This is a genomic window from Enterococcus bulliens (assembly GCF_053761865.1).
Window position 1 is genome coordinate 33788 of the sequence record NZ_JBSMXK010000017.1, and the last position, 24921, is coordinate 58708.

The window sequence follows — 24921 nt, forward strand, 5'->3', positions numbered from 1 at the left end:
CTTTTTACAACTGTAATCTAGACGAAACGCCTGTAATACCAACTTGTGCTATCCTTTTTTTAAGGAGGCGATCCGTGTGGAAGATATCTTTTTTATCCCATTTGATTGGTTGTACCAAGTGATTTCAAAACAACAATAAAGCCCTTATTTTCATCTGTATATACAAAAAACCAGCCGATAATTTGGCTGGTTTTTTTCGTCATTATGCTTGATAACTTGCGACTAAGATCTCGACAAATTTTTCTAGATACTCTTGATCGATGGCATCATAACTACCAATCTCACTACTATCGATATCTAGGACACCTAATAATTGGCCGTCTTTGGTCATTGGTACTACGATTTCAGACATCGCAGCAGAGTCACATGAAATATAGTTCTCGTGTGTTTTAACATTTTCGACAATCATCGTTTCGTTCTTTTCTGCAGACTCGCCACACACGCCTTTACCCATTGCAATACGCGTACATGATACTTTCCCTTGAAATGGACCTAAAATCAATTCATTTCCATCGAATACATAATAACCAGCAAAGACTGTCGTAGGTAATGTTTCATTTAATAAAGCAGAAGAATTCGCTAGATTTGCAATCCAATTGCTTTCGATTTCTAGCAATCCTTTAAATTGTAATAACATTAATTCATATGCGTCTTTTTTCTTTTTTTGATCCATGGTATCACCAATCCTCTCACTAGCCCTTATTATACGCAAAGAGGCAAAAGAATAGCAATCCATTGAACCAAAAAATTAGGATTGCTCCACTCTTGCAAAATAGTCTTCTTTGGTCAAATGGTAGTATGCATCATCGACTGGACGAAGTGGATCTTTATTGTCTATTCGATGATAAGGCAACACGCCGAGATATTGTAGACCAGCTTTTTCCATCACACGACCAGAAGCTGGATTGCGTACGTCATGTATGGCACACAGATAATTAAAGCCGATCTGTTCAAATCCTACTGTGATCAAGGTGCGACAAGCTTCTGTCATATAGCCTTTTCCCCAGTAATCTTTATGCAAGGTATAGCCTAGTTCAGCGGATTTTGTTGCTTCGTTGATGCTATGGTAGTCAATGGTTCCGATCATTTGATTCGTTTCCTTTTCTACGATCGCATACTTTCCTAAGGGTTCTTTTAAAAAATAAAATGCAAGATCATGTTTGGTTTGTGCCAAATCTTTATGCGTGCTAAATACAAAATATGTCGTATCAGGGTCTGAAGCATATTGATTCATCGCTTGCGCATCTTCTAATTCTACTGGACGCAAGACTAATCGTTCAGACTCGATCACGCGATTCTCATGTAATTTTTCATACAATTGATTCATCTGTTCACCCACTTTTTGAAATTTCTACTAGTGTAGCGAATTTTACGCAAAATGACAAGGACTAATGGATTTCTTTGATGCTTCGAGCAGGTGTACCCGCAACGACAGTATATGCGGGTACATCTTTCGTCACTGTCGAGTCTGCAGCAATTACTGCCCCTTCTCCTACAGTCACACCAGGTAAGATCGTGACATTGGCACCGATCCACGCTCCCTTTTTGATGACAACCGCTTTCACTTCAAGCCCTCGACGTCTTTTAAGATCTAGCAGATGGTTGACTGTAATAATGCGAGACATCGGCCCGATCAACACATCTTCTTCGATCGTAATACCACCTAGATCTACAAATGTAACATTTTGATTCAAAAAAACACGTTCTCCCACTGTAATATGCTTCCCAAAATCGGTATAAAATGGCAATGAAATCACTGTACTTTCCGGAATGGATCGCCCTGTAATTTCACCTAGACGTTTACGCACTTGTTCTGGTGTATGATAAGCCGTATTTAATTCTACGACCAAACGTTCATTTTCTCCTTTTACTTGATGAATCTCATCGTATAATAACGAGCCTAGTTCGATTTCTTGATTTTGAATACGCTCTAAAAGTGACATTGCCGCTCTTCCTCTCATTCTTGTTTTCTTTAGTATAATTCGCTACAATAAAAGAATAAAGCACTTGTTTACTATAGCCGTTATACGTCAAAGGCATCGCAAAAGGAGGATTACGATGGGAAAACGATATATTGTAACAGAAGATACGGGTTGTGGATATGGCTGCGGTGGCTGTATGAATTTTATTTTAGTCCTAATTGTCATCAGTATCCTCGCCTCAATCGCGCCTTACTTGATTGTAGTTGCTTTGGTTATTTTACTCATTTGGTTATTTGTAGGTTATCCTAAACGCAAACAGAAAAAAATGGAACAACGTGAAGATGCTGAACTTGCTGCACGTGAACGTGATCTAGAACGCGCTGAAAAGCGCCGTGCACTTGCCGAACGCGAACGCCAATTTAAGCAACAAAAAGAACAAGAAGACGATTGGGATGATTTTTAAAGTTTTAACAAGCGACTAGCTGGATTGACTGCTTCAAAATTAATTTTTTAATCTATGTTTTAATGCTATTAATTATATATTATATGCTCTACCATACTGAATAATGGAGGAAACATAATGGATAATGAAAATTTTAAAGACAATTTAAAAGCGGTAGGAAAACGAGTAGGACAATTAAAAGATAGTATTGGAACAGAAGAGGCGACGAAAACAGCGTTAATTATGCCTTTTTTTCAAACTTTAGGTTTTGATGTATTCAATCCTGTAGAATTCGTACCTGAATTTACTGCAGATATTGGAATTAAAAAAGGTGAAAAAGTTGATTATGCCATTGTACTAGACGGTAAACCTTCAATTTTGATAGAAGCAAAATCAATTAATGAACCTCTCACAAAGCATGATTCACAATTATTTAGATACTTCGGCACAACTACTTCAAAATTTGGTATTCTAACAAATGGTAAAGAGTATAAATTTTTTACAGATTTAGATGAACCAAATAAAATGGATACTACACCCTTTCTAACAATTGACATTTCAAATATAAAAGACTCGCAAATTCCAGAAATTATGAAATTTCATAAAGATAATTTTGATATTGAAAGTATAACAAGCTCCGCAGCTGAATTAAAATATTTAAACAGCTTAAAAATATTTTTAGCAGAGCAATTACAAAATCCTAGTGAAGAATTTACAAAGTTTTTCCTTGGAAATATTTATGATGGCGTTAAAAATAAGCAAACAATTGAGAGATTCTCGCCAATTATCAAAAAAGGTATTAATCAGTTCATAACAGAAAGAGTAAGCGAAAAATTAAGTGCAGCATTAAATACCTCTGTTTCAGTAAAAGATGAGGTAACAATCAAAACATCAGAGTCTTCAAAAAATGAGCAGACTATCGTCACAACACATGAAGAATTAGAGGCATTTACTACAGTAAAATTAATTTTAAAAGATATATTACCATTAGATCGTTTGTTTTATCGAGATAATAAAAGTTACTTTAATATCTTATTAGATGATAATATCCGTAAATGGATTTTACGATTTTTTTCAAATAATAACGGTATGCGTATTATGTTAAACGATGAGAACAAAACTTCTTACGACTTAAACAATCCTATTGATATTACAAACTTCAAAAATGAAATTATAGAAGTTACAACAAAATTCATCTAAATTAATTCAGACTCAAACCGTAAACTGCGATTTGAGTCTTTTTTTACATACAAAAAAAGCCCTTGTTTCCAAGGACTTTCGTTTCGATCGATAATAAGATTAACGACGGATTTCTTTGATACGAGCTGCTTTTCCGTGTAATGCACGTAGGTAGTACAATTTCGCACGACGTACTTTACCAAAGCGAACTACTTCTAATTTTGCAACACGTGGTGTATGTAGTGGGAATGTACGTTCCACACCGATACCGTTTGATACTTTACGTACTGTGTAAGTTTCGCTGATTCCAGCTCCACGGCGTTTGATTACAACACCTTCGAATAACTGAATACGTTCGCGAGTTCCTTCGACAACTTTTGCATGTACGCGTACTGTATCTCCAGGACGGAATGCAGGAATGTCTGTACGTAATTGTTCTTGAGTTAGTTCTTGAATCAATGGATTCATAATTTATCATTCTCCTTATTTCCAAATATTCTTATAAGTCACACTCACAGCGGAATATTGTAATAGTTGAGTTTTCACTCACTAAAGCATCATAGCATATCTTGATAGTAATTGTAAAGAAAAAATCTTGACGCGCTATTGATTTTCTTCGCGCTTGATTTCGGCTAACCATTTTTCCATCTGCGGCGTTAGTTCATAGGCGTTTAGCATATCTGGACGACGTAGATACGTCCGACGCAAGGATTCTTTTGTCTGCCACTCTTCGATCAATTTATGATTGCCATTCGTCAAAACTTCAGGTACTTTCATCCCGCGAAAATCAGCCGGACGTGTGTATTGCGGATGCTCAAGTAGACCTGTGGAATGCGAATCTGTTTGGGCGGAAAGATTATTTCCTAAAACTTCTGGCAATAAGCGTACCGTCGCATCGATCATGACCATCGCCCCTAATTCGCCACCAGTCAAGACATAATCTCCCAATGATACTTCATCGGTAACGAGCGTACGGATCCGTTCATCATACCCTTCATAATGCCCACAAATAAACACGAGTTGTTCTTCTTGTGAGAACTCCTCAGCCATTTTTTGATCGAATTTTTTACCTGCTGGATCGAGTAAAATCACGCGTGGCATCACTTCAGGTCGTTCTTGTTTGATCGCTTCGATATTGTCAAAAATCGGTTGGACTTTTAATAACATCCCTGCACCGCCACCATACGGGTAATCATCGACCGTTTGGTGTTTATTATCTGAGAACTCACGAAAATTCGAAACACGGATATCCAATAATCCTTTATCACGCGCTTTTCCAATAATCGATTCGCCCATCGGACCTTCAAACATGCGTGGAAATAGTGTCAATACATCAATTCTCATCGTCTAGTAACCCCTCTGGAATCTCTACGATCACTTCGCCATTTGCGATATCGACTTTTTTAACAACAGATTCGATATACGGAATCAACGCATCTTTTTTTCCTGGACGTTGGACGACCCAAACATCATTGGCTCCTGGAGATAAGATTTCTTTGATTTTTCCTAATACGCGATCTTCTTCTTTGACTTCTAGACCGATGATTTCATGATAGTAAAATGCGTTTTCTTCTAATTCGACTAGTTCGTCTTTGGATACTTTTAAGATTCCATCGCGAAATGGTTCCACATCATTGATAAAGGGATAGCCTTCGAATGTCAGTAAATCAAAATTTTTATGTTTACGATGTGATTCGATCACAAGTTTTAATGGTTTTTGGTGTTCACGAAATAACATCAAGCTATTGCCTGGTTGATAGCGTTCTTCTGGAAAATCAGTTTGCGAAATTACACGAACTTCACCGCGAATACCGTGTGTGTTGACGATCTTTCCTACATTTAAATACTCTGTCACTTTCTTGTCCTCATTTCTATTAAATTCTGGTTTATTGTATCACGGATACGTAGTCTTTGCATCTACTACCAGAAGCTTAGATTGGTAAGGATTGTTGAATAAGTTGAGTAAAACGCTCTACTTGTTGGGCGATAAACGTGATGGCTTGGCTTGTCGTGTTGCGTAACGTTCCTCCTGGTAAAAAGCTTGCTAGTTGATAGAACGCTTGGAAGATCGTGTCACGAAAGTACCAAGCCACAAATAACACCACAAGAAACCCGAAAATGCGCCAGATCAAACGACTGATTTTAAAGATCAACCAAATCAAGATGATTACGATGACTAAAAATAAGATATTTTCCATAAGTCCCTCCTAAAATACTTAGTATGACAGGTTTTCTTAAAAAAACCTAGCCTTACGTTCAATTCTTAAAAAAAGCACAAAAAAAGCCCTGAATCATTCAGAGCTTTTTGCATCTTGGTCCAAAATCGTCAAACGAATTTTTTGTTTGGTCTGCGTACGTACACTATAGACGATCGTTCGAATCGCTTTTGCGACCCGTCCTTGCTTTCCAATCACTCGCCCGATATCTTCTGGAGCCACAGCTAATTGATATTCAATGAAATCATCTGATTCAACGACTTTGATCGTCAATTGATCAGGTTCAGTAACTAATGGACCCACGATTGCTAAGATTAACTCTTTCACATCTGCCATAAGTTTCCCTCTTATTTCTTAGTGAATTTAGCTTCGTGATGTTTCTTCATAACGCCTTCTTTAGAAAGTAAGTTACGAACTGTATCAGAAGGTTGCGCACCTTTAGATAACCAATCTAAAACTAAATCTTCTTTAAGAGTTACTTCAGCTGGATCTTTTAAAGGGTTGTAAGTACCTACTGTTTCGATGAAGCGTCCGTCACGTGGAGAACGTGAATCAGCAACTACGATACGGTAAAAAGGACTTTTCTTAGAACCCATACGTTTTAAACGAATTTTTACTGCCATTACGATATACACCTCCGTTGGTTTTAATCACAAGATGTATTCTATCAGTTTTTTACGTAGGTGTAAAGAGTTTTTTCTTTACAGTTGATAAAAAAATTGCTTACTTTTTAAAAGAGATATCTTTTGCAAAATTTTTAGATTTTTCTTACAATAATCTTGTAATTGAATTTAAGGAGGATGTTAGCATATGACAAAAACAATCGGTGTCTTAGTTGGGAGTTTACGTGAAGGTTCATATAACAAGTTAGCTGCAGAAACATTTATTTCATTATTACCTGAAGGATTTGAAGGAAAAATCATCGAAATCGGCGATCTACCTTTATATAATGAAGATTTAGATGTTGAAGGAAAGGTTCCTGAAGCTTGGACTCGTTTTAGAAATGAATTAAATGCAGTCGACGGTGTCTATTTCTTCACTCCAGAATACAATCGCTCAATGCCAGCTACAATCAAAAACGCATTAGACGTAGGTTCACGTCCTTATGGCCAAAGTGCTTGGGATAATAAACCAGCTTTAGTCGTTTCTGTTTCAGTTGGAGCTGTTAGTGGATTTGGTGCGAACCATCACTTACGTCAATCATTAGTCTTCTTAAACGTTCCAACCTTACAACAACCAGAAGCCTATATCGGCAATGTTACAAATCTTTTAGAAGATGGTGCATTCAAACAAGATACAAAAGACTTCTTCCAAATGATTACAGATAAATATATCGAATTTTTCAATCGTTTCGCCTAAACATGCAATAATAGGCTGTGACAGAAGTGGGCAGCTCCAAGAAATAAGCCGAATCATTCCGATAATAGGTTCACCTATTTTGGCAATGGTTCGACTTATTTTCGCAAGAGTTACTTCTGGAACGCCGTTTACTCTATTTTGAAGAGGTTATGACAAGTGCCTGTCACAACCTTTTTTCATTATAAAAAGAGTTCGTCTAAAGACGAACGCTTTGGTGATTACTCTTTATCTTTTTTATCTTTATGATTGAATTTTTCAGCTACGTCATCTGCAAATTCTTCAACTTTTTCTTTTACATCGCCGAAGCCTTTTTTGATTTTACCTTTTAGTTCTTCGGAGTCATCACCAGTTACTTTACCTTTAGTTTCTGTTACTTTACCTTCAACTTGTTCTTTGTTCACCATTGTGCATTCCCCTTTCTGTTATATAATAATAGTACCATGAGTCGCTTTTTCCGACAAATAATAAGCTATCAAAAAAAGTGTGACAGAAGTCTGTCACACTTTTTTGACTATTTTTTCTTTTTCTTTTTCTTCTTGTTTTTCTTGACCATACGATTCATAGCCATTTTTCCTAATTTTCCTTTGATTCCTGAACCAAACATTTGATCCATTCCTGGCATGTCAAAATTCCCATTCGACATTTTTTTCATCATTGTACGTGCTTCTTTGAATTGTTTGATCATCCGATTCACTTCAACGACGCTATTTCCAGAACCTGCGGCGATTCGACGACGACGACTTGGATTTAATAGATCGGGATTTTCACGTTCAGCTGGTGTCATAGAGAAAACGATCGCTTTTTTACGTGCGATATCTTTAGGATCGACTTTGAAATTATCCATTCCTGGCATTTGATTCATTCCCGGAATCATTTTCATCAAATCTTCTAATGGTCCCATACTCATGACTTGATCGAGTTGTTCGATGAAATCATTGAAGTCAAAGCTATTTTCTTTCATTTTCTTCGCTAATTCTTCAGCTTTTTTCTCATCGTAATCTTGTTGCGCACGTTCGATCAGCGTCAACATATCCCCCATACCTAAGATACGGCTCGCCATGCGATCTGGGTGGAAGACTTCTAGATCTGTTAATTTTTCACCAGTTCCGGTAAATTTGATTGGCGCTCCTGTAATCGAGCGAATCGATAATGCCGCTCCTCCACGAGTATCCCCATCTAGTTTCGTAATGATAACTCCGGTGATCCCAAGCTGTTGGTTAAAACTATCCGCAACGTTTACTGCATCTTGTCCTGTCATGGCATCAACGACTAATAAGATCTCATTTGGTTGGGCAAGTGCTTTAATATCTTGTAACTCTGTCATCAAGGCTTCATCGACATGCAGACGTCCTGCCGTATCGATCAAGACATAGTCGTTTTTCTTTTCTTTCGCTTGTTCTAGTCCTTGACGAACGATTTCCACTGGACTAACTTCTGTTCCCATTTCAAAAACAGGAACATCTAACTGTTGACCCAATACTTTTAATTGATCGATCGCTGCTGGACGATAGACGTCTCCTGCAATCAACAACGGACGTGCATTTTCTGTTTTCTTTAAATGATTTGCTAGTTTCCCGGTAAAGGTCGTTTTTCCGGCCCCTTGTAATCCGACCATCATGATCACAGTTGGGATCTTAGGATTTTTCTCTAACTCAACCGTTTCTGAACCTAACGTTTTCGTCAATTCTTCATTTACGATTTTTACGATTTGTTGTGCAGGGGATAAGCTATCTAAAACTTCCACACCAACCGCACGTTCACGAACGCTTTTCGTAAATTCTTTGACTACTTTTAAGTTGACATCGGCCTCTAAAAGCGCAAGACGGATCTCGCGCATCATTTCTTTAACGTCAGCTTCCGTTACTTTTCCTTTTTTACGTAATTTTCCCATCGCTTGTTGCAAGCGTTCTGTTAAACTCTCAAATGCCATAATAATTCCTTCCTTTATTCATCGATTTCTTGTAGTTGCGCAAGTAGCGGCGCAATGATTTGATCTTGTGGATATTCTTTGGTGACATGTCGTTCTAATCGATCGAGTAATTGTGCACGGACGATATAGTTTGAGTACATGTGTAATTTACGTTCATAATCTTCTAAGATTTTCTCGGTTCGTTTGATATTGTCGTAAACTGCTTGACGACTCACACCATATTCTTCAGCAATTTCACCTAGCGAAAAATCATCTGCATAATACAGCTCCATATAGTTCATTTGCTTTTGTGTTAAAAGAGTAGAATAGAATTCAAATAACGCATTCATACGATTCGTTTTTTCAAGCTCCATATATTCCCCTCCTTTATTGACCTCTTTGTCTTAGTCAAAGTCGAGTCTTATTATACCATAGTCCCGCTTAGATTTTCATGATAAAATAGAGAAAGCAATCTACTTATCCTAAAGGAGCCACACATACGATGAAAAAAATACTTGTGGTCGATGATGAACCTTCGATCGTAACTTTACTGACATTTAATTTAGAAAAAGAAGGCTATCAAGTAACTACTGCTCAAGATGGTTTAGAAGCATTTCAAATCGCTTTAAGCGAACAATTCGATTTTTTGCTCGTTGACGTGATGCTTCCAGGTCTAGACGGGATCGAATTGACTCGAAAATTGCGTCAAGAAAAAATCGAAACACCGATTTTGATTTTAACGGCTAAAGATGATCCAATCGATCGTATTTTAGGTCTTGAGATCGGTGCAGATGATTACATCAGTAAACCCTTTAGTCCACGAGAAGTTTTGGCGCGGATGAAGGCGATCTCAAGAAGAATGGAACACCGCCCTCACCTTGCTAGTGATGATGTTATCGAAAAACCTATCCGGATCGGTGAGATCTACGCCGATACAGCCAACTACCAAGTCCGTGTACGAGATCAACTGATCGATTTGACGCCTAAAGAATTCGAATTGTTGGTCTATTTTATGAAACGTAAAAATCGCGTGATCGATCGTGACACGCTCTTAGACCGCATTTGGAAATTTGATTTTGATGGCCAAACACGAATCGTCGATGTCCACATCAGTCATTTACGTGAAAAAATCGAACATGATCCGAAACGGCCGCAATACTTGGTCACGGTACGCGGATTTGGTTACAAATTTCAGGATCCTACCTTATGAGTAGAATCCAAAACTGGCTTAAAAATTACGGCTTGATCACGCTAGCTTTACTGGTTTTCTTTATTATCAGCTGGCAATTTATCGCTCGTTTTTACGATCAACAAGTCACCCAGCAACAAGTGACCTATCTTGAAAAAAAAGGGGATTTTTTACTAGCCGTTAGTCAAGATGATCTGACACAAGTCGAGCGCTTTGCTAAAAAAGATCTAGTACAACAAGGAGAACGGATCACCTTATTAAATCAAGCAGGAATGATCCTTTACGACAGCTACGACGAACATCTCCAAAACGATTCTAGAACGAACCGCCCAGAAATCAAAGCCGTGATGGATGGCAACTCTCTGGGCCAAGCGATTCGTAAAAGTGATACCTTGAATGAAACACTTCTATACGTTGCCTTACCCATCAAAAAAGGTGGTAATTTAGTAGGCTACTTACGCTTGTCTGAACCGGTGACAGAATTCGTTGCCCAAGCGGCAGGTATCAAACGTTCGATCTTTATTTATTATTTATTGTTTTATCTAATGGGCTATCTACTTGTCTTCCGCTTGATCAGAAAACGTAACCGACCGGTGGAGACCGTATTGCCTGTCTTACAACGGATGTTGGATGATCCTAAGACAAAAAAAACATTGATCTATGAGTCCGATTCACCTGATATGCAAGAACTTTATCAGGTAATCACTCAATTAAATGAACAGATGCAAAAAACGTATACAGCTTATGAAACGAGTGAAAAACGCTTATCGACACTACTTAATGAGTTGATGATCGGTGTTTTCTTATTGGATGATCAGCAAGTGTTGACGATGAATGTCGTCATGCAAAAAATGCTTGGACTCCAAACAGCTCCTAAGGAAAACCAACCCTTCACACACGTATTGACCGATACACAACTGATCCAACTGATCTATCATGTTAGTGAAGATTGTCCATTCGTTCAACAAGAACTAACACTTAGTCAAACAAATATGGTCGTCGATGTGACCTTGCGCTATTTTAAAGAAGATCATCAAATTTTAGCTACTGCATACGATTTAACAAAAATTCGCCAGCTGGAAAAAATGCAACGTGATTTTGTAGGAAATGTGACGCACGAATTGAAGACACCGGTCACTTCTTTGATTGGATTTACGGAAACGTTACTTGACGGAGCAAAAGAAGATCCCGAAACTTTGGAAAAATTTTTATTGATTATGCAAACTGACGCTAAACGTCTGGAAGCTTTGATCCAACAAGTGATCCAACTATCTAAAATGTCGACACGCTATGACTATGAATGGAAAACGATTCCGATCCATGCATTTATCAAACAAATCATTGAACGCTATCAAGCTTTGAGCCATGAAAAGCGCGTACAGTTCGTTTTAGATGGTTCTGAACAACTTCTTTTTTTGACTAAACTTGAATTATTCGATGGCATTTTAAAAAATTTGATTGAAAATGCTTTGTTCTATTCGCCAACCGATACTACTGTTCATATCCACTTTGTTACCGAGCAAGATCATCTGATTTTAACGATTGCAGATCAAGGAATCGGGATCGCAAAAGAAGATCAAGAACGGATCTTTGAACGCTTCTATCGAATCGACAAAGCCCGTACAAGGCATTCTGGAGGCTCTGGATTAGGTCTAGCAATCGTAAAAGAATATGTCGATGCACTAGATGGAACGATCGAAGTCAAAAGTGCACTCCAACAAGGATCAACTTTTAAATTGACGTTCCCTTTATACTAAAAAAACCTCTCAGCCGATATTTCAGGCTAAGAGGTTTTTTGTATTTATTTTGTTGTAATCTCTCCATCAACTGAACGTTCGACTTTCATCGCTGTGATCGGCAAGTAACCCAATTCTTTGACCACACCTTCTTGTACATCTGTGCTAACCATGTAATCTAAGAATGCTTTAACATCTTGATCTGGTTCACCTTTTGTATACATATGCTCATAAGACCAAATTTTCCAGTCATTTGTTTCAATCGCTTCGGCACTTGGTTTGACACCGTCTAAACCAAGTGTTTGAAGTGAATCATCTAAATAAGAAAGCGCTAGATAACTGATTGCACCTGGTGTTTGCGCAACGATTTTCTTCACTGCTCCTGATGAATCTTGCTCTTGGCTTTGCATCGCTTCGGCACCATCTAAGCCCCATTTTTCAAATGTTGCACGTGTACCACTACCCGATGCACGGTTGACTACTGTTACCGCGACATCTTTTCCACCAACTTCTTTCCAGTTTTTGATTTTACCTGTAAAGATATCGATCAATTGTTTTTGGGAAATATTGTCAACACCGACTTCTTTATTGGCTACTGGTGCCATACCGACTACAGCAACTTTATGATCGACTAATTCATCAGCCTTTACGCCTTCTTTTTCTTCAGCGAATACATCAGAATTTCCAATCGTCACAGAACCACTGGCAACTTGACTCAGCCCTGTACCTGAACCGCCACCTTGAACTGTAATCGTGTAATTTGGATGTTCAGTTTGAAAATTTTCTTGTGCTGCTTCTACTAATGGTTGGAGCGCTGTAGACCCTACTGCAACGATTTCAACCGGTTTATCAGAAGAAGATTTTGAATCATTTGTTGCTGAACTTGCGCTGTTCCCACATCCTGCAAGTAATACTCCAGTTAAGACTAAAATGGCACCTAATTTTTTCATGTTGTATCTCCTCTCTTTATTACAAACATAGTGTAACAAGTGTGTGTAAAGAGAAAATGGACTTTATGTAAACATTACTGCTCTCTTTGTCAAATTTATGTAAATAAAAAAAAGCTGCGACGAAAGTGGACAACTCAAAAAATAAGCCGAATCATTCCGATAATAGGTTCAACTATTTCGGTAATGATCCAACTTATTTAATCGAGAAGATCGATTATTCGAGTTTTGACACTATAATCAACTTATGTTACAGCTTTTTTTCGTTTTCCATATAAGCGCGTAAACGAGCCATCGCTTCCGTTAAGTTTTCCATACTTGCTGCATAACTGATTCGCACATATCCTTCTGCCTCTGGACCAAATGCGATACCTGGAATGATCGCTAATTGATTTTTTTCAGCTAGGTCTACACAAAATTCCATCGAATCGTTGAGATACCCGGTTGGAATTTTCGCAAAAATATAAAACGCTCCTGAGGGTTTCGCGATCTCAAATCCCATTTTCGTCATTTCCTCATAGACCATATTGCGACGTTTACGGTATTCTTCTTTCATGACCTCGGCATCTTTGATTCCTTCTACTAATGCCCGAACGGCAGCTTTTTGCGAAATCGTTGAAGCCGCAGTGACCAAGTATTGATGTACTTTAATAATTTGTTGTGCTAAAACTTGTGGCGCAAAAATAAATCCGATACGCCATCCTGTCATTGCATGAGATTTTGATAGTCCATTGATCACGATTGTTTGATCATATAAAAATGTTGCAATGCTCTCATGCGGCGCATCATAAGATAATTCGCTATAGATCTCATCACTGATCACAAAAACATCATATTTTTTCAACACTTCAGCTAAAGCGGATAGTTCGTCAGCTGTGTACGTCACACCTGTTGGATTACTTGGAAAGTTTAAGATCACCGCTTTGACTTTATCACCGCGTTTGATCAACTCTGCTTCCAATGCTTCAGGAGATAGAATAAAGTCATTATCTGTCGTATCGATATACACAGGAGTCGCACCTGCTAGATGGATGATCGGTTCATAACCAGGATAGATCGGTGCAGGTAAGATTACTTCATCTCCAGGGACCAACACACTCAAAAGAGTCGCAGAGATGGCTTCTGTCGCGCCAACTGTAACCATTACTTCTGATTGACAGTCGTAGGCTACATGATATTTTTCTTTGAAAAAAGCAGATGCCGCTTGACGAACATCATTTAATCCAGCCATTCCAGAATAATGACTAAAATTATCTTCGATCGCTTTGATACCAGCTTGTTTGACATGCTCTGGTGTATCAAAGTCTGGCTCTCCTAAAGTTAATTTGAGCATATTGGGAATGTTGGATACACGCTCATCAAACTGGCGGATCAAGGAAACTGTAATTTTTTCTAACTCGGGGTTAAAACGTTGACTTAAATTTGACACAAACTTCACTCCTTTTTTCATATAGTAGCAGATTTTTGCAACAGAAACAGCCGAAAATCATTCTTTTATTAAAATTTTTCTAATGATTATCTTTTTTACGAACGCAGATTGGTAATCTTCTTCTCCGATCAGCTCGATCGCAAATGGCGTTGCATGGGCTTGTGAGAGTACATAGGTCAATTTTCCTGTTTTTTGTAACTCTTCTAACAACTCATTGATTCCTTGGAAAGCATCTCGTTTTGAGATAAATCCAAAATCTGTCAATTGTTCATCCAATTTTTTAACGGCAATCGTCGTATTCGGTACGATCTTCGTTTTAACTAAATCCAGTAATTCATTTGCACGAATGTGACTTGAAACTTCCGGATCAGGTTTTTTTGTCTCTACTTGAACCTCATTTGCACGTAACTCATCTAGTTCTTTGACTAAAGATTCATAGAGTTCTTGTGTTAGCATAACTCCAGCAATCTTTTCACGATTAAAAATATAGACACCCGTTTTTTCTTTACGTGCTTGTTGGAAGACATCCATCGGTGATTTTTTTACTTCAGTAATGGAAGAAGTAGGAACTTCTAATTTTTTAAATGTCATATTTATGGACTCCTTTTTCACCTATTTTGCTTATTATAGCATAGCTTGAAAACACAAAAAAAGCCTTCTCAAAAAAGAGAACGCTTTGTTTTGAGAATCGTGGCATGATAATGTGTCTGCTCATTGATTTGATCTTTGATCGCCTCATTTGATAGCTGTGTGTCATCATACGTCACACGTGCTTGCTCTTTTTTCAAATCGACTGTCGCTTTCTTGATTCCAGGTAGAGACTGGATCGCTTGTTCAACATGTTTGACACAATTTTGACAACTCATTCCCGTAACGTGTAGTTCTTGTTTCATCATATTCCTCACCCTTTCTAATGATGACAATTGCATTGACCAGGTAAACAACTACAAGTAATCTCAGTTGCTTGTTTATTTGCTAATACTGTTTTTAATAATGCTAGATCGGTCTGACTTAGTGGTGTATTTTGGATCATATTGGCTAAGGTCTGACCCACATTTTTTGCACATATCCGTGCTAAAAAGTCCTCAGTCAACCGTTCCATCGCACTTTCTTGGGAAATTAAAGGACTGTAAATGAACCGTTTGCCTTCTTTTGTCGTCTCGATCCATTCTTTTGTCACCAGTCGCCCTAAAAGGGTTTTAACAGTAGCCAATTTCCAATCTAGTGGTTCATGGATAGCTTCATAGATTTCTTTAGCGGTTGTCTCACGTTTTGTCCAGATTACGCGCATGACTTGCCATTCTGCTTCGCTGATTACTTGGTTTTCTTTTTGTGTCGCCATCGTTTCACTTCTTTCGTTTACAAAAGTAATCTTTATGTATCCTAGCTTACTCGCTTTTTATTTTTTTGTCAAAAAAAGTAGCTGTCAAAAGACAACTACTCCTTTCCAATTAATTCGTAAGTGGTTTGAGAATGAAATGGTGTTTCGGGGGTTAAAACAATCGATGGAAACTGTTCATAACGTTCACTTCCTGGAATCCCTTGTGTTTCGATGGCAATCGAACCACGATTGGCCATTGTTTGATTTTGCTTCATCATCTGACCTTCTTCATGACTACCAGTAGTGTATAAAATCACGGCTGGTGCATCAGTATTTACAGTCAAGACGACTTGTTCATCTGGGCTAGTCAACACCAAATCGACTGCTTCTTCATGATCCAAAATAAATGGATCATCTAAAGCCACTTCACCGATCCGCTTCATCTGTTCAAAATCATAAGGCGTTTCGGCGACTACTAATCGTTCACCCGTTGTCGTTACATCGGCTTTTTTGGCTGCAACATGATGTGCGTTTATCTGCAAATAATGCGCATTAATCGCCTGACCAGCATCTCCTGTTAAGTTAAAGTACCCATGATTAGTTGGATTGAATAAAGTCGGTGTATCTGTTGTCGCATCATATGTGATCGTAAGTTGATTGGCTTTCGTTAACGTATAGGTCACTTTTACCAAAATCTTTCCTGGGAATCGGTTATCAGGATCTTTAAATGTAGTCACAAAGCATACACTAGCTTCTCCTTGCGTTTCATTTGTACTTGCCTCAAACATCACTTGATCAAGTCCTAAAGCCCCACTGTGCAAGGTATGCCCATTTTCCGTTGTTTCTAATTGATAGACACGATCTTCTAGTGTAAAATTCCCATCGATGATCCGCCCTGCCACAGGTCCGATCGTTGCCCCAAAGTAACGATGTTCTTTATGCTGTGAAAGTGAATCAAAGCCGACCACGATATCTCTTTTTGTATCTGCTATGTTGATTTCCCATCCAAGTAAACGCGCTCCGAAGGGACTTAAACTTACTGCTTGCGTTTCGTTTTGCAATACATAAACCGTACCTAATGTTTCTGTCTGACGAATCTCTACTTGAACCATCTTGCTTCCTCCTAAATGTAAAGCCTTTCATTACTCTTTTGAGTATAGTGAAGTTTGAAATTGAAGTCAAGAAGACAAAAAAATAAGCGGTTTGGCATGGCTACCAATCCAACTTATTTTTGATTCTTTTTAAATCGTTTTGACCACTTCGCCAAACGTTCATGACGAAATTGTTGATTTCCAAAAAATTGGAAGAAATGCATCAATGGTTGACGATTTTCACCAACTAATCCAATCAGTTCAATAAATAATTCTAATCCTAATGTGGTCATGATCACCAGTAAAATGATCGCCATCGTGCTGGCATAATTCATTAACAACGCAATAAATGAAAAAATCATCGCTAATGCATAAATTGTCATCACCGCTCCACGATGACTAAATCCTAGTGAGATCAAACGATGATGCAGATGCATACGATCAGGTGAAGAGATCTTTTGTTTATTAAACAAACGGCGAATAATCGCATAGATCGTATCGGTAATCGGGACTCCCAAAATAAACATCGGCGTCAGTACAGAGATAAACGTGACATTTTTTAGCCCTTGTAACGAAAATACAGCGATAAAAAAGCCCAACATCAATGCTCCCGTATCTCCTAGATAAATGGAAGCCGGATTGAAATTGTACGGGAAAAATCCCATCATCGATGCCACAAGTGTGAAAATCATAATCGAAATAAAGACACCATTATCTGGTAAATAAAAATAACTTACTAGTCCGATCGTAATTAATGCGATCATCGAAACCCCTGTTGCTAAGCCATCTAATCCATCGATCAAGTTGACCGCATTGGTGATCGCTAATATCCATAGTAAAGTTACAGGTAAGCTTAGCCAATGCAGATCAAACATGCCAATAAATGGAATCGAGATCGTATTGATGCGAATACCTGCTACATAGTAGATTTCAAGTCCTGCTAGAATCAATCCAATCAATTTAGGGAGCGGCTTCAACTCACGGATATCATCAATCAAACCGGTAATGACGACGATCAAAGCTCCCAGTAAGATTGGAACGACACTAGTGTCCAACAGATTGGAACGAAATTCCCAGATCGTAGATAGCGTAAATGTAATAAAAATCGCCAATCCGCCTGCAGTAGGCATCGGTTTGGTATTGATCCGTCTGGCATTTGGCATATCGACAGCCCCGATTTGAAAAGCTAATAACTTAACGATCGGTGTAATGACTGCAGCACACATCATGGTCAAAAACAATTGGGTGATCAATTTAAATGTAAATTCCATCAGTCAGACTCACTTTCTTTTTTGACTTTACGCTTGATCTTACGCGACAAGCGATTGATGCGGTCTTTTCCTTGTTGCACTTCGCGCCCACTGACCATTTCTTCGATCACTGCGTTTAAAATCCCACCTAAAATGATAATCATTGAAATAAAATTCAACCAAATCATCAATACGATAAAACTTCCAATGATTTGGTACCCACTCACGCGTCGCGCAAAATAGGTCGCATAGATCCCAAACACTTGGGATAATACGATCCAACCGATCGATGTCAAAACAGCTCCAGGTAAAGCTGAGCGTAATTTGACACGTCCGTTTGGCACTAACCAATAAATCATCGTCATCATTGCGATCAATACGATCATCGTCAATGGCCAACGAATCGTCTGGAAGATACTGACCCATTCATTTGGAAATTGCAGTATCGGCTGTAAAACGTCTAAAATTAGTTTTCCAACTCCAAATACGATAAAGACGCCGACAATCGAAATCATAAAAAAGATAATAACGACTAACGATACAGCACGCACCACAAAAAAATTCGCGCGCTCTTCAACACCATAAGCTTTATTCATCGCGGTCTGTAAGGCATTGATACTTTTACTAGCCGACCACAATGCTCCTAGAGCGGAAATGGAAAGTAATTTCCCAGATCCTTGAGTCAGCAATTCTTTGATCACTGGCCCTAAAAACTGATAAATCTGTTCTGGAATCAACTCTTGCATATACGGTAAAATTTTATTTGGATCGATTTGCAATAAGGGCAACACGTTACCGATCGCAATCAATAAAGGAAAAATCGAAAGTAGCAAATAATACGTGACGACTACTGCACTATTTCCGATTTCTGCATCCGTTAAGCGTGTTTTTAAAATATCTAGAAAATGGGTCAACTTCTCATTTCGGAGAATCTTTTTTACACGTGTCATTTCAGCTACCTCTTAGGCATTAATATGTGCCTTCTTCTCCTTGTGAAGTCAGTAGACGTGGACCTTCCTTGGTAATGGCTAAGCTATGTTCATACTGACAGCTTAGTGAATTATCTTTACTATAAGCCGTCCAACCATTTGGGTCCATTTTCATGCGCCAATCGCCAATATTGACCATTGGTTCGATTGTAATGACCATACCTTCTCTTAAGCGTAGTCCTTTACCGGCTTGTCCATAATGTGGCACCATGGGTTCTTCATGAATCGTAGGACCGATACCATGACCGATAAAATCGCGAACTAAGCCATAGCCTTCTCCTTCAACATACGTTTGGATCGCATGACCGATATCTCCAATGCGATTGCCGACCACAGCTTGTTCGATCCCTAGATAAAGTGCTTTTTTCGTCACTTCCATCAATTTTTCAACTTCAGGTGAAGGTGTGCCCACTGCATATGCCCAGCAAGAATCTGAGATTGCGCCTTTATAATCGACACACATATCGACTTTGATCAAATCGCCGTCTTTTAGGACTTTTTTACGTGGAAAACCATGACAGATCTCGTCATTAATACTACAGCAAGTTGCAAATTCATATCCTTCATAACCGATCTGTGCTGCGATCGCACCGCGGCTTTCAATATACTCTTTTACAAATACCTCGATATCCCAGCTTGTGATCCCAGGTTTGATAAATGTGCGTAATTGTTTATGTACATCTGCTAAAATGGCTCCAGATTCGGCCATTTGGTCAATTTCACGTTGTGATTTTAAAGTAATCATAAATTTTTCGTCTCCTTCATTTAAATACTACTCATTTTAACATAGGCGAATTCATTTTTCCAAATTCTCTCATGGTTTTGTTCGCTATTTTCAATCATTCTTTCTTTTGCTATACTAGAAACAGCTACAGAAATAACAAAGATGGTGGGATAAACAATGACTCTAGCAAAAATTGTCTATGCAAGTTTGACTGGAAATACAGAAGAAATCGCAGATATCGTTGCTGAAACAATGGAAGATGCTGGTATTGAAGTTGAAATCAATGAATGTACCCAAGTCGATGCTGCTGAATTTAGCGACGCCGATATTTGTATCGTGGCTTCTTATACATATGGTGATGGTGATTTACCAGATGAGATCATGGATTTTTACGATGATCTAGAAGAACTCGATTTAAGTGGGAAAATTTTTGGTGTCTGCGGCTCTGGGGATACATTTTATGATTTCTTTTGTAAAGCTGTTGATGATTTTGAACAAGCCTTTACAAAAATCGGTGCAAAAAAAGGAGCAGACAGTGTTAAAGTCGACCTTGCTGCTGAAGAAGAAGACATTCAAAAATTGGAATATTTTGCCAAACAATTGATCAACGCTTCAAATAAATAAGACAAAAAAGGTATTCTAGAGCCCATATGCGCGTGCTAGAATACCTTTTTCTTTGATGTTGTTTTTCTCATTTTAGTCCCTTACACTTCTAAAAACACTGAAACGGTCCTACAAAATCTCTTTGCTATGGTTAACATCAACTACGATCGATACATTATCATGCACGATTGTAGTCAGCGTATCTTCCAAAATCTCGATTGTACGGTCGCGAGTTGGGTTGATAATACCTGCTGACATTAAAGAAGCTAAACCTGTCGTCATAATCCAAAATCCCATGTATACCGATTGAAATTGTTCATCCGGTAACGTTGAATACTCTGGGTCAGTCGACGAAACTTTTTTAAACCATTCAAAAGAAGTTTCTTGCATTAATTCGCCATTTCCTGAATCTTCTAAATACAATGCTCGATACAAACGCTTCTCTGAGGTTGCGAAGTCGATATAATTTAAACCAAAATCTACTAATTTGTTCCCAGTTACTTCACGAGTAAACACTTCAGTCGATAGATAATCAAAAATATCCTGAATCAATGTTTGCTTCAGATCGTCCATGTTTTTAAACTCCAAATAAATAGGCTGTGTTGAGCATTTCATCTTTGTAGCAATGTTTCTAGCTGTAAATTTCGAGAATCCTTCGCTTGCAACTACTTCATGAGCAGCTTTCAAGATTTGTTCGCGCGTAATCGTCTTTTTTCTAGCCATTTCTACATCTCCTTACAATTACAATACTTCGTTTCCGCCCTTACTATATTCATTCTAACACTCTTAGAACATAAAGCAAAGTTTCAGTCTCGATTATCCAAAAGAATAATCGAAAAGATATTTTTGAGAACCTATCTCCGATGGATTATAATTGTCAGTATTTTTAGGCAATGTTATTATATAGGGAGTTATACAACAAATTATAATATAAAAAAGGAGCGAGGTTTTTATGTCTTTAGAAAATTTTAATAAAAATTTAAACAAATATGCAGAGTTGATTACAAAAGTTGGGGTCAACGTCCAAGAAGGCCAAACAATTGTTCTCAACATCAGCGTAGAACAAGCACCTTTAGCCCGTTTGATTACTGCTTCTGCATATGCTTTAGGAGCTGCTGAAGTGGTCGTTCAATGGAGTGATGATACGATCCAACGTGAATTTTTAACTCATGCACAAACAGAACGCTTGACAGAAGTCCCTCAATATAAAATCGACCAAGCAGACGATTGGGTTGCAAAAGGCGCAAGCCGGATCAGTGTGGTTTCTGCAGACCCTAGCGCATTAGCCGGAGTCGATGCCACACGTATCGCTTCTTATCAAGCTGCTGTAGGAAAAGCAATGATCAATTTGAGAAAAGCAAGCCAAGCCAATAAAATCAGCTGGACCGTCGTCGCTGCGGCTAGTCCTGCATGGGCAAAACAAGTATTCCCAGATAAATCAGAAACCGAAGCTACTGAAGCGCTTTGGGATCAAATTTTTAAAACGACTCGTATCTACGAAGAAGATCCAATCAAAGCATGGCAAACACACGATAAAACATTACGTACTAAAGCAGAGTACTTAAATGAAGAACAATTCGATGCGCTTCACTATACTGCCCCTGGAACAGACTTAACGATCGGTCTTCCTAAAAACCATAACTGGGAAGGTGCTGGAAGCTTGAATAGCCGTGGTGAGGAATTTATGGCCAATATGCCAACTGAAGAAGTCTTCACAGCTCCTGATGCGCGTCGTATCAATGGTTATATCTCAAGTACAAAACCATTAAGCTATGCAGGTACGATCATTTCTGGAATGAAATTCACTTTCGAAAATGGAAAAGTTGTCGACTTTTCAGCAGAAAAAGGCCAAGATGTTTTAAAAAGCTTACTGGATATCGATGAAGGTGCAAAAAGTTTAGGTGAAGTAGCACTTGTTCCACATCATTCTCCGATTTCTAGTTCTGGTATCATTTTCTTTAATACACTATTTGATGAAAATGCATCGAACCATCTTGCATTAGGTTCTGCCTATGCCTTTAGTTTAAATGGTGGTACAGAAATGACTGAAGAAGAGTTGGCACAAGCTGGATTGAATCGTAGCCAAACTCATGTCGATTTTATGGTCGGTTCTGGTGAGATGTCGATCGATGGTATCCGTGAAGATGGGACTCGTGTTCCGATTTTCCGTAATGGTGAATGGGCATAAATCAAAAAAGCAAAAACATCTGTGATGTTTTTGCTTTTTTCATACCCTTTACATAGTAATATTTTCTATTTTTTGTTAAAATTTAGAACATACAGAAGGGATGAATGATATGACACCAAATCGCGAAGATTATTTAAAGCTGATATTAGAATTAGGTGGCGATGGAGAAAAAATATCCAATAAACAAATCGTTTCCGGATTAAATATCTCTGCGGCTTCTGTGAGCGAAATGATCACCAAATTAGTAAAAGAAGGATTAGTCGATCATACGCCCTATCAAGGCGTTCAATTGACCCAAGCCGGATTAGTTAATGCGAGTTCATTGATCAGACGCCATCGATTATGGGAAGTCTTTTTGGTGGAACATCTTCACTATTCATGGAATGAAGTCCACGATGATGCGGAGGTGTTGGAGCACGTAACTTCTGAAAAACTAGCACAACGCTTAGAAGAATATCTCGCTCACCCCACCTATTGTCCACATGGAGGCATGATCCCTAAGGCTTATGAACCGATCCGTGAGCAAAAACGTGCTACACTAAGCTCATATCCAATCGGCACTAAAGTTCGTATTGCAAGAGTATTGGACGAAAAAGAATTATTAGATTATCTCGTTTCTCTTGACCTAAAAATTCATGAAGACTATATCATTTGCGATATTGCCGATTATGAAGGACCGATTACGATCGAAAATGAAACAAAAAAACTTGCTGTCAGTTTCAAAGCAGCTTCTACAATTTTTGTAGATCAATTAGAAGGATGTGACCAATAGTGAAAGAAAAGAATGTCTTAATTACAATTTTTGGTGGAACTGGTGACTTGGCGCAACGTAAACTGTATCCATCCCTTTTCCGTCTTTATTTGAAAGGTGAGTTACAAGAAAGTTTTGCTGTTATTGGAACGGCTAGACGTCCTTGGAGCAATGAGAAATATCGTGAAGTCGTGCAAGAAACCATCAAAGACTTAGCTGAATCCAAAGAGCAAGCCAAAACGTTTGCTGATCATTTTTACTATCAATCACATGATGTGACCGATACCGAACATTACGACCAGTTAAAAGATCTTGCAGATCGTTTGGATCAAGAATACGCACTAAACGGCAATCGCCTCTTCTATCTTGCAATGTCGCCAAACTTCTTTGGCACGATCGTCCAACATTTAAAATCACAAGGTATGCTAGACACTAAAGGTTATCACCGTGTGATCATTGAAAAACCGTTTGGAACAGATTACGAATCGGCAAAAGAATTAAACGAAGAGATTAGTACGGTATTTAGTGAAAAAGAGATTTATCGTATCGATCACTACTTAGGTAAAGAAATGATTCAAAATATCTCTGCGATTCGTTTTGCAAACAATATTTTCGAATCAATGTGGAACAATCGTTACATCGACAATATCCAAATTAATATTTCAGAAAATCTAGGTGTTGAAGAACGCGGTGGCTACTATGACAAGAGCGGTGCATTAAAGGATATGGTCCAAAACCACATCCTACAAGTCTTAGCTTTGCTTGCGATGGAACCACCAATCGAGTTTAGTGAGCGCGGGATTCGTCAAGAAAAAATCAAAGCACTTGATTCTGTTCGTATTTATACACCAGAAGAAGTCAAAGAAAACTTTGTCCGCGGCCAATATGATGCAGGGCATTTGGAAGACAAACAATTTACAGGTTATCGCGAAGAAGAAAATGTGGATCCAAACTCAGCAACTGAAACGTTTGTTGCTGGAAAATTCCAGTTAGATAATTTCCGTTGGTCAGGTGTACCGTTTTACGTACGTACTGGAAAACGATTGACTGAAAAAGGAACACGCATCAATATCGTCTTTAAACCAACACCAGTCAATGTATTTAAAACATCGATCACTGAACCTTCAGAACAAGAAACACTAGCTCCAAATGTCTTGACGATCTATATCCAACCAACAGAAGGATTTTCTTTATCCTTAAATGGTAAAGAAGTCGGCAATAGTTTTGACATGACGCCTGTGAAATTAGACTATCGTAACAGTGCTGAAATCATTGGCAATACACCAGAAGCGTACGAAAAATTGTTACTAGACGCTTTTGAAGGCGATGGAACAAACTTCACACACTGGGATGAAGTGGCGCAATCTTGGCGGATCGTAGATGTGATTCGTCATGCTTGGGATAATGAAACACCAGATTTTCCTAACTATGCTGCTGGAACAATGGGACCACAAGCTGCCTATGATCTGTTAGCAAAAGATGGCTTTGAATGGATCTGGACACCAGATGAATGGTATCGTAAACGCGATTTATTATAAACATAAAAAAACGGCTCTTTGTCAAATGATGTTGGTGAAGAGAAATCTTAGAATTATTGGAGATCAAGAGGATTATTTCCTCTTGATCTTTTTTAGTTTAAAAGCAATGCACTACCGTGACGAATCATGATACGCAAC

31 protein-coding genes are annotated in these 24921 nt (G+C 38.4%); 9 read left to right on the forward strand and 22 right to left on the reverse strand.

Annotated features, from left to right (window positions below; all coding sequences use genetic code 11):
- Positions 1 to 202 precede the first annotated feature (202 nt).
- From ACWOEC_RS09260 to ACWOEC_RS09270, 3 genes are all read right to left on the reverse strand, one after another.
- Complete coding sequence (locus ACWOEC_RS09260; protein ID WP_297077773.1) at positions 203 to 673, reverse strand: GAF domain-containing protein; 471 nt, start codon at positions 671 to 673, stop codon at positions 203 to 205.
- Positions 674 to 748: 75 nt separating this feature from the next.
- Complete coding sequence (locus tag ACWOEC_RS09265; RefSeq protein WP_455307657.1) at positions 749 to 1327, reverse strand: GNAT family N-acetyltransferase; 579 nt, start codon at positions 1325 to 1327, stop codon at positions 749 to 751.
- Between the two features lie 61 nt (positions 1328 to 1388).
- On the reverse strand, positions 1389 to 1943 hold the full coding sequence (locus ACWOEC_RS09270) for a DapH/DapD/GlmU-related protein (RefSeq protein ID WP_455307659.1): 555 nt from the start codon (positions 1941 to 1943) through the stop codon (positions 1389 to 1391).
- Between the two features lie 115 nt (positions 1944 to 2058).
- Between ACWOEC_RS09270 and ACWOEC_RS09275 the strand changes: the two genes are divergently transcribed.
- On the forward strand, positions 2059 to 2385 hold the full coding sequence (locus ACWOEC_RS09275) for a hypothetical protein (protein ID WP_455307661.1): 327 nt from the start codon (positions 2059 to 2061) through the stop codon (positions 2383 to 2385).
- 117 nt (positions 2386 to 2502) lie between these two features.
- Entirely contained in the window at positions 2503 to 3564 is a 1062-nt protein-coding gene (locus ACWOEC_RS09280) for a type I restriction endonuclease (RefSeq protein ID WP_455307663.1), read from the forward strand.
- Positions 3565 to 3663: 99 nt separating this feature from the next.
- Here the strand turns inward: ACWOEC_RS09280 and rplS are convergent, their stop codons facing one another.
- From rplS to rpsP, 6 genes are all read right to left on the reverse strand, one after another.
- Positions 3664 to 4011, reverse strand: a complete 348-nt coding sequence (gene rplS / locus ACWOEC_RS09285) for a 50S ribosomal protein L19 (RefSeq protein ID WP_016184536.1) — start codon at positions 4009 to 4011, stop codon at positions 3664 to 3666.
- Between the two features lie 135 nt (positions 4012 to 4146).
- Complete coding sequence (gene trmD / locus ACWOEC_RS09290) at positions 4147 to 4887, reverse strand: tRNA (guanosine(37)-N1)-methyltransferase TrmD (RefSeq protein WP_297076119.1); 741 nt, start codon at positions 4885 to 4887, stop codon at positions 4147 to 4149.
- Positions 4877 to 5398, reverse strand: coding sequence for a ribosome maturation factor RimM (gene rimM / locus ACWOEC_RS09295; protein WP_455307665.1), 522 nt, complete (start codon positions 5396 to 5398; stop codon positions 4877 to 4879). The genes trmD and rimM overlap by 11 nt, the downstream gene beginning before the upstream one ends.
- Before the next feature lie 76 nt (positions 5399 to 5474).
- Positions 5475 to 5741: a hypothetical protein gene (locus ACWOEC_RS09300; protein WP_455307667.1), complete on the reverse strand. Its 267-nt coding sequence runs from the start codon at positions 5739 to 5741 to the stop codon at positions 5475 to 5477.
- A 93-nt stretch (positions 5742 to 5834) separates the two neighbouring features.
- A complete protein-coding gene (locus tag ACWOEC_RS09305) occupies positions 5835 to 6095 on the reverse strand; it encodes a KH domain-containing protein (RefSeq protein ID WP_297076111.1) in 261 nt (86 codons plus the stop codon).
- Between the two features lie 11 nt (positions 6096 to 6106).
- Positions 6107 to 6382 (reverse strand): 30S ribosomal protein S16, encoded by a 276-nt coding sequence (gene rpsP / locus ACWOEC_RS09310; protein ID WP_297076109.1) that lies wholly within the window; start codon positions 6380 to 6382, stop codon positions 6107 to 6109.
- 187 nt (positions 6383 to 6569) lie between these two features.
- Here rpsP and ACWOEC_RS09315 point away from each other — a divergent pair, with 187 nt between their 5' ends.
- Complete coding sequence (locus tag ACWOEC_RS09315) at positions 6570 to 7118, forward strand: NADPH-dependent FMN reductase (RefSeq protein WP_297076107.1); 549 nt, start codon at positions 6570 to 6572, stop codon at positions 7116 to 7118.
- Positions 7119 to 7336: 218 nt separating this feature from the next.
- Here ACWOEC_RS09315 and ACWOEC_RS09320 read toward each other — a convergent pair whose 3' ends face one another.
- The 3 genes from ACWOEC_RS09320 to ACWOEC_RS09330 form a co-directional block, all read right to left on the reverse strand.
- Positions 7337 to 7522 carry a CsbD family protein gene (locus tag ACWOEC_RS09320; protein ID WP_297076105.1) on the reverse strand — a complete coding sequence of 62 codons (186 nt, stop codon included), beginning with the start codon at positions 7520 to 7522 and terminating at the stop codon, positions 7337 to 7339.
- A gap of 107 nt (positions 7523 to 7629) precedes the next feature.
- Positions 7630 to 9048 (reverse strand): signal recognition particle protein, encoded by a 1419-nt coding sequence (gene ffh, locus ACWOEC_RS09325; RefSeq protein WP_297076103.1) that lies wholly within the window; start codon positions 9046 to 9048, stop codon positions 7630 to 7632.
- Between the two features lie 14 nt (positions 9049 to 9062).
- The gene (locus tag ACWOEC_RS09330) at positions 9063 to 9401 is read right to left on the reverse strand and encodes a putative DNA-binding protein (RefSeq protein WP_297076101.1); all 339 of its coding nucleotides are present in this window, start codon (positions 9399 to 9401) and stop codon (positions 9063 to 9065) included.
- A 128-nt stretch (positions 9402 to 9529) separates the two neighbouring features.
- Here ACWOEC_RS09330 and ACWOEC_RS09335 point away from each other — a divergent pair, with 128 nt between their 5' ends.
- A complete protein-coding gene (locus ACWOEC_RS09335) occupies positions 9530 to 10237 on the forward strand; it encodes a response regulator transcription factor (protein WP_455307671.1) in 708 nt (235 codons plus the stop codon).
- Complete coding sequence (locus tag ACWOEC_RS09340) at positions 10234 to 11973, forward strand: ATP-binding protein (protein WP_455307673.1); 1740 nt, start codon at positions 10234 to 10236, stop codon at positions 11971 to 11973. Before ACWOEC_RS09335 ends, ACWOEC_RS09340 begins: the two co-directional genes overlap by 4 nt.
- 44 nt (positions 11974 to 12017) lie before the next feature.
- Here the strand turns inward: ACWOEC_RS09340 and ACWOEC_RS09345 are convergent, their stop codons facing one another.
- From ACWOEC_RS09345 to map, 9 genes are all read right to left on the reverse strand, one after another.
- Positions 12018 to 12902, reverse strand: a complete 885-nt coding sequence (locus ACWOEC_RS09345) for a phosphate ABC transporter substrate-binding protein PstS family protein (protein ID WP_455307675.1) — start codon at positions 12900 to 12902, stop codon at positions 12018 to 12020.
- Between the two features lie 247 nt (positions 12903 to 13149).
- Positions 13150 to 14328: a pyridoxal phosphate-dependent aminotransferase gene (locus ACWOEC_RS09350; RefSeq protein ID WP_455307677.1), complete on the reverse strand. Its 1179-nt coding sequence runs from the start codon at positions 14326 to 14328 to the stop codon at positions 13150 to 13152.
- A gap of 57 nt (positions 14329 to 14385) precedes the next feature.
- Positions 14386 to 14919, reverse strand: coding sequence for a hypothetical protein (locus ACWOEC_RS09355; RefSeq protein WP_455307679.1), 534 nt, complete (start codon positions 14917 to 14919; stop codon positions 14386 to 14388).
- Positions 14920 to 14987: 68 nt separating this feature from the next.
- Positions 14988 to 15221 (reverse strand): heavy-metal-associated domain-containing protein, encoded by a 234-nt coding sequence (locus tag ACWOEC_RS09360; RefSeq protein WP_455307681.1) that lies wholly within the window; start codon positions 15219 to 15221, stop codon positions 14988 to 14990.
- A 17-nt stretch (positions 15222 to 15238) separates the two neighbouring features.
- Positions 15239 to 15670 carry a CopY/TcrY family copper transport repressor gene (locus tag ACWOEC_RS09365; RefSeq protein ID WP_455307683.1) on the reverse strand — a complete coding sequence of 144 codons (432 nt, stop codon included), beginning with the start codon at positions 15668 to 15670 and terminating at the stop codon, positions 15239 to 15241.
- Positions 15671 to 15765: 95 nt separating this feature from the next.
- On the reverse strand, positions 15766 to 16761 hold the full coding sequence (locus tag ACWOEC_RS09370) for an aldose epimerase family protein (RefSeq protein WP_455307685.1): 996 nt from the start codon (positions 16759 to 16761) through the stop codon (positions 15766 to 15768).
- Positions 16762 to 16874: 113 nt separating this feature from the next.
- Positions 16875 to 18011 (reverse strand): glycosyltransferase family 4 protein, encoded by a 1137-nt coding sequence (locus tag ACWOEC_RS09375; RefSeq protein ID WP_297076080.1) that lies wholly within the window; start codon positions 18009 to 18011, stop codon positions 16875 to 16877.
- Positions 18011 to 18940 (reverse strand): YihY/virulence factor BrkB family protein, encoded by a 930-nt coding sequence (locus ACWOEC_RS09380; protein ID WP_455307688.1) that lies wholly within the window; start codon positions 18938 to 18940, stop codon positions 18011 to 18013. The genes ACWOEC_RS09375 and ACWOEC_RS09380 overlap by 1 nt, the downstream gene beginning before the upstream one ends.
- Before the next feature lie 19 nt (positions 18941 to 18959).
- Positions 18960 to 19724: a type I methionyl aminopeptidase gene (map, locus tag ACWOEC_RS09385; protein ID WP_297076075.1), complete on the reverse strand. Its 765-nt coding sequence runs from the start codon at positions 19722 to 19724 to the stop codon at positions 18960 to 18962.
- 156 nt (positions 19725 to 19880) lie between these two features.
- Between map and ACWOEC_RS09390 the strand changes: the two genes are divergently transcribed.
- The gene (locus ACWOEC_RS09390) at positions 19881 to 20327 is read left to right on the forward strand and encodes a flavodoxin (protein WP_455307690.1); all 447 of its coding nucleotides are present in this window, start codon (positions 19881 to 19883) and stop codon (positions 20325 to 20327) included.
- 108 nt (positions 20328 to 20435) lie between these two features.
- Here the strand turns inward: ACWOEC_RS09390 and ACWOEC_RS09395 are convergent, their stop codons facing one another.
- Positions 20436 to 21029 (reverse strand): TetR/AcrR family transcriptional regulator, encoded by a 594-nt coding sequence (locus ACWOEC_RS09395; RefSeq protein WP_455307692.1) that lies wholly within the window; start codon positions 21027 to 21029, stop codon positions 20436 to 20438.
- 229 nt (positions 21030 to 21258) lie between these two features.
- Here ACWOEC_RS09395 and ACWOEC_RS09400 point away from each other — a divergent pair, with 229 nt between their 5' ends.
- The 3 genes from ACWOEC_RS09400 to zwf all read left to right on the forward strand — a co-directional run bounded on the left by ACWOEC_RS09400 (position 21259) and on the right by zwf (position 24783).
- Positions 21259 to 22494: an aminopeptidase gene (locus ACWOEC_RS09400; RefSeq protein WP_455307694.1), complete on the forward strand. Its 1236-nt coding sequence runs from the start codon at positions 21259 to 21261 to the stop codon at positions 22492 to 22494.
- Positions 22495 to 22603: 109 nt separating this feature from the next.
- Complete coding sequence (locus tag ACWOEC_RS09405; protein ID WP_297075907.1) at positions 22604 to 23266, forward strand: metal-dependent transcriptional regulator; 663 nt, start codon at positions 22604 to 22606, stop codon at positions 23264 to 23266.
- Positions 23263 to 24783 (forward strand): glucose-6-phosphate dehydrogenase, encoded by a 1521-nt coding sequence (gene zwf, locus ACWOEC_RS09410; RefSeq protein ID WP_455307698.1) that lies wholly within the window; start codon positions 23263 to 23265, stop codon positions 24781 to 24783. Before ACWOEC_RS09405 ends, zwf begins: the two co-directional genes overlap by 4 nt.
- The last annotated feature ends 138 nt before the right edge of the window (positions 24784 to 24921 follow it).

Bases quoted from the DNA above. Each gene is read 5' to 3' on its own strand.
- ACWOEC_RS09260 (WP_297077773.1), bottom strand. From the start codon at position 673: ATGGATCAAAAAAAGAAAAAAGACGCATATGAATTAATGTTATTACAA.
- ACWOEC_RS09265 (WP_455307657.1), bottom strand. From the start codon at position 1,327: ATGAATCAATTGTATGAAAAATTACATGAGAATCGCGTGATCGAGTCT.
- ACWOEC_RS09270 (WP_455307659.1), bottom strand. From the start codon at position 1,943: ATGTCACTTTTAGAGCGTATTCAAAATCAAGAAATCGAACTAGGCTCG.
- ACWOEC_RS09275 (WP_455307661.1), top strand. From the start codon at position 2,059: ATGGGAAAACGATATATTGTAACAGAAGATACGGGTTGTGGATATGGC.
- ACWOEC_RS09280 (WP_455307663.1), top strand. From the start codon at position 2,503: ATGGATAATGAAAATTTTAAAGACAATTTAAAAGCGGTAGGAAAACGA.
- rplS (WP_016184536.1), bottom strand. From the start codon at position 4,011: ATGAATCCATTGATTCAAGAACTAACTCAAGAACAATTACGTACAGAC.
- trmD (WP_297076119.1), bottom strand. From the start codon at position 4,887: ATGAGAATTGATGTATTGACACTATTTCCACGCATGTTTGAAGGTCCG.
- ACWOEC_RS09300 (WP_455307667.1), bottom strand. From the start codon at position 5,741: ATGGAAAATATCTTATTTTTAGTCATCGTAATCATCTTGATTTGGTTG.
- ACWOEC_RS09305 (WP_297076111.1), bottom strand. From the start codon at position 6,095: ATGGCAGATGTGAAAGAGTTAATCTTAGCAATCGTGGGTCCATTAGTT.
- rpsP (WP_297076109.1), bottom strand. From the start codon at position 6,382: ATGGCAGTAAAAATTCGTTTAAAACGTATGGGTTCTAAGAAAAGTCCT.
- ACWOEC_RS09315 (WP_297076107.1), top strand. From the start codon at position 6,570: ATGACAAAAACAATCGGTGTCTTAGTTGGGAGTTTACGTGAAGGTTCA.
- ACWOEC_RS09320 (WP_297076105.1), bottom strand. From the start codon at position 7,522: ATGGTGAACAAAGAACAAGTTGAAGGTAAAGTAACAGAAACTAAAGGT.
- ffh (WP_297076103.1), bottom strand. From the start codon at position 9,048: ATGGCATTTGAGAGTTTAACAGAACGCTTGCAACAAGCGATGGGAAAA.
- ACWOEC_RS09330 (WP_297076101.1), bottom strand. From the start codon at position 9,401: ATGGAGCTTGAAAAAACGAATCGTATGAATGCGTTATTTGAATTCTAT.
- ACWOEC_RS09335 (WP_455307671.1), top strand. From the start codon at position 9,530: ATGAAAAAAATACTTGTGGTCGATGATGAACCTTCGATCGTAACTTTA.
- ACWOEC_RS09340 (WP_455307673.1), top strand. From the start codon at position 10,234: ATGAGTAGAATCCAAAACTGGCTTAAAAATTACGGCTTGATCACGCTA.
- ACWOEC_RS09345 (WP_455307675.1), bottom strand. From the start codon at position 12,902: ATGAAAAAATTAGGTGCCATTTTAGTCTTAACTGGAGTATTACTTGCA.
- ACWOEC_RS09355 (WP_455307679.1), bottom strand. From the start codon at position 14,919: ATGACATTTAAAAAATTAGAAGTTCCTACTTCTTCCATTACTGAAGTA.
- ACWOEC_RS09360 (WP_455307681.1), bottom strand. From the start codon at position 15,221: ATGAAACAAGAACTACACGTTACGGGAATGAGTTGTCAAAATTGTGTC.
- ACWOEC_RS09365 (WP_455307683.1), bottom strand. From the start codon at position 15,670: ATGGCGACACAAAAAGAAAACCAAGTAATCAGCGAAGCAGAATGGCAA.
- ACWOEC_RS09370 (WP_455307685.1), bottom strand. From the start codon at position 16,761: ATGGTTCAAGTAGAGATTCGTCAGACAGAAACATTAGGTACGGTTTAT.
- ACWOEC_RS09375 (WP_297076080.1), bottom strand. From the start codon at position 18,011: ATGGAATTTACATTTAAATTGATCACCCAATTGTTTTTGACCATGATG.
- ACWOEC_RS09380 (WP_455307688.1), bottom strand. From the start codon at position 18,940: ATGACACGTGTAAAAAAGATTCTCCGAAATGAGAAGTTGACCCATTTT.
- map (WP_297076075.1), bottom strand. From the start codon at position 19,724: ATGATTACTTTAAAATCACAACGTGAAATTGACCAAATGGCCGAATCT.
- ACWOEC_RS09390 (WP_455307690.1), top strand. From the start codon at position 19,881: ATGACTCTAGCAAAAATTGTCTATGCAAGTTTGACTGGAAATACAGAA.
- ACWOEC_RS09395 (WP_455307692.1), bottom strand. From the start codon at position 21,029: ATGGCTAGAAAAAAGACGATTACGCGCGAACAAATCTTGAAAGCTGCT.
- ACWOEC_RS09400 (WP_455307694.1), top strand. From the start codon at position 21,259: ATGTCTTTAGAAAATTTTAATAAAAATTTAAACAAATATGCAGAGTTG.
- ACWOEC_RS09405 (WP_297075907.1), top strand. From the start codon at position 22,604: ATGACACCAAATCGCGAAGATTATTTAAAGCTGATATTAGAATTAGGT.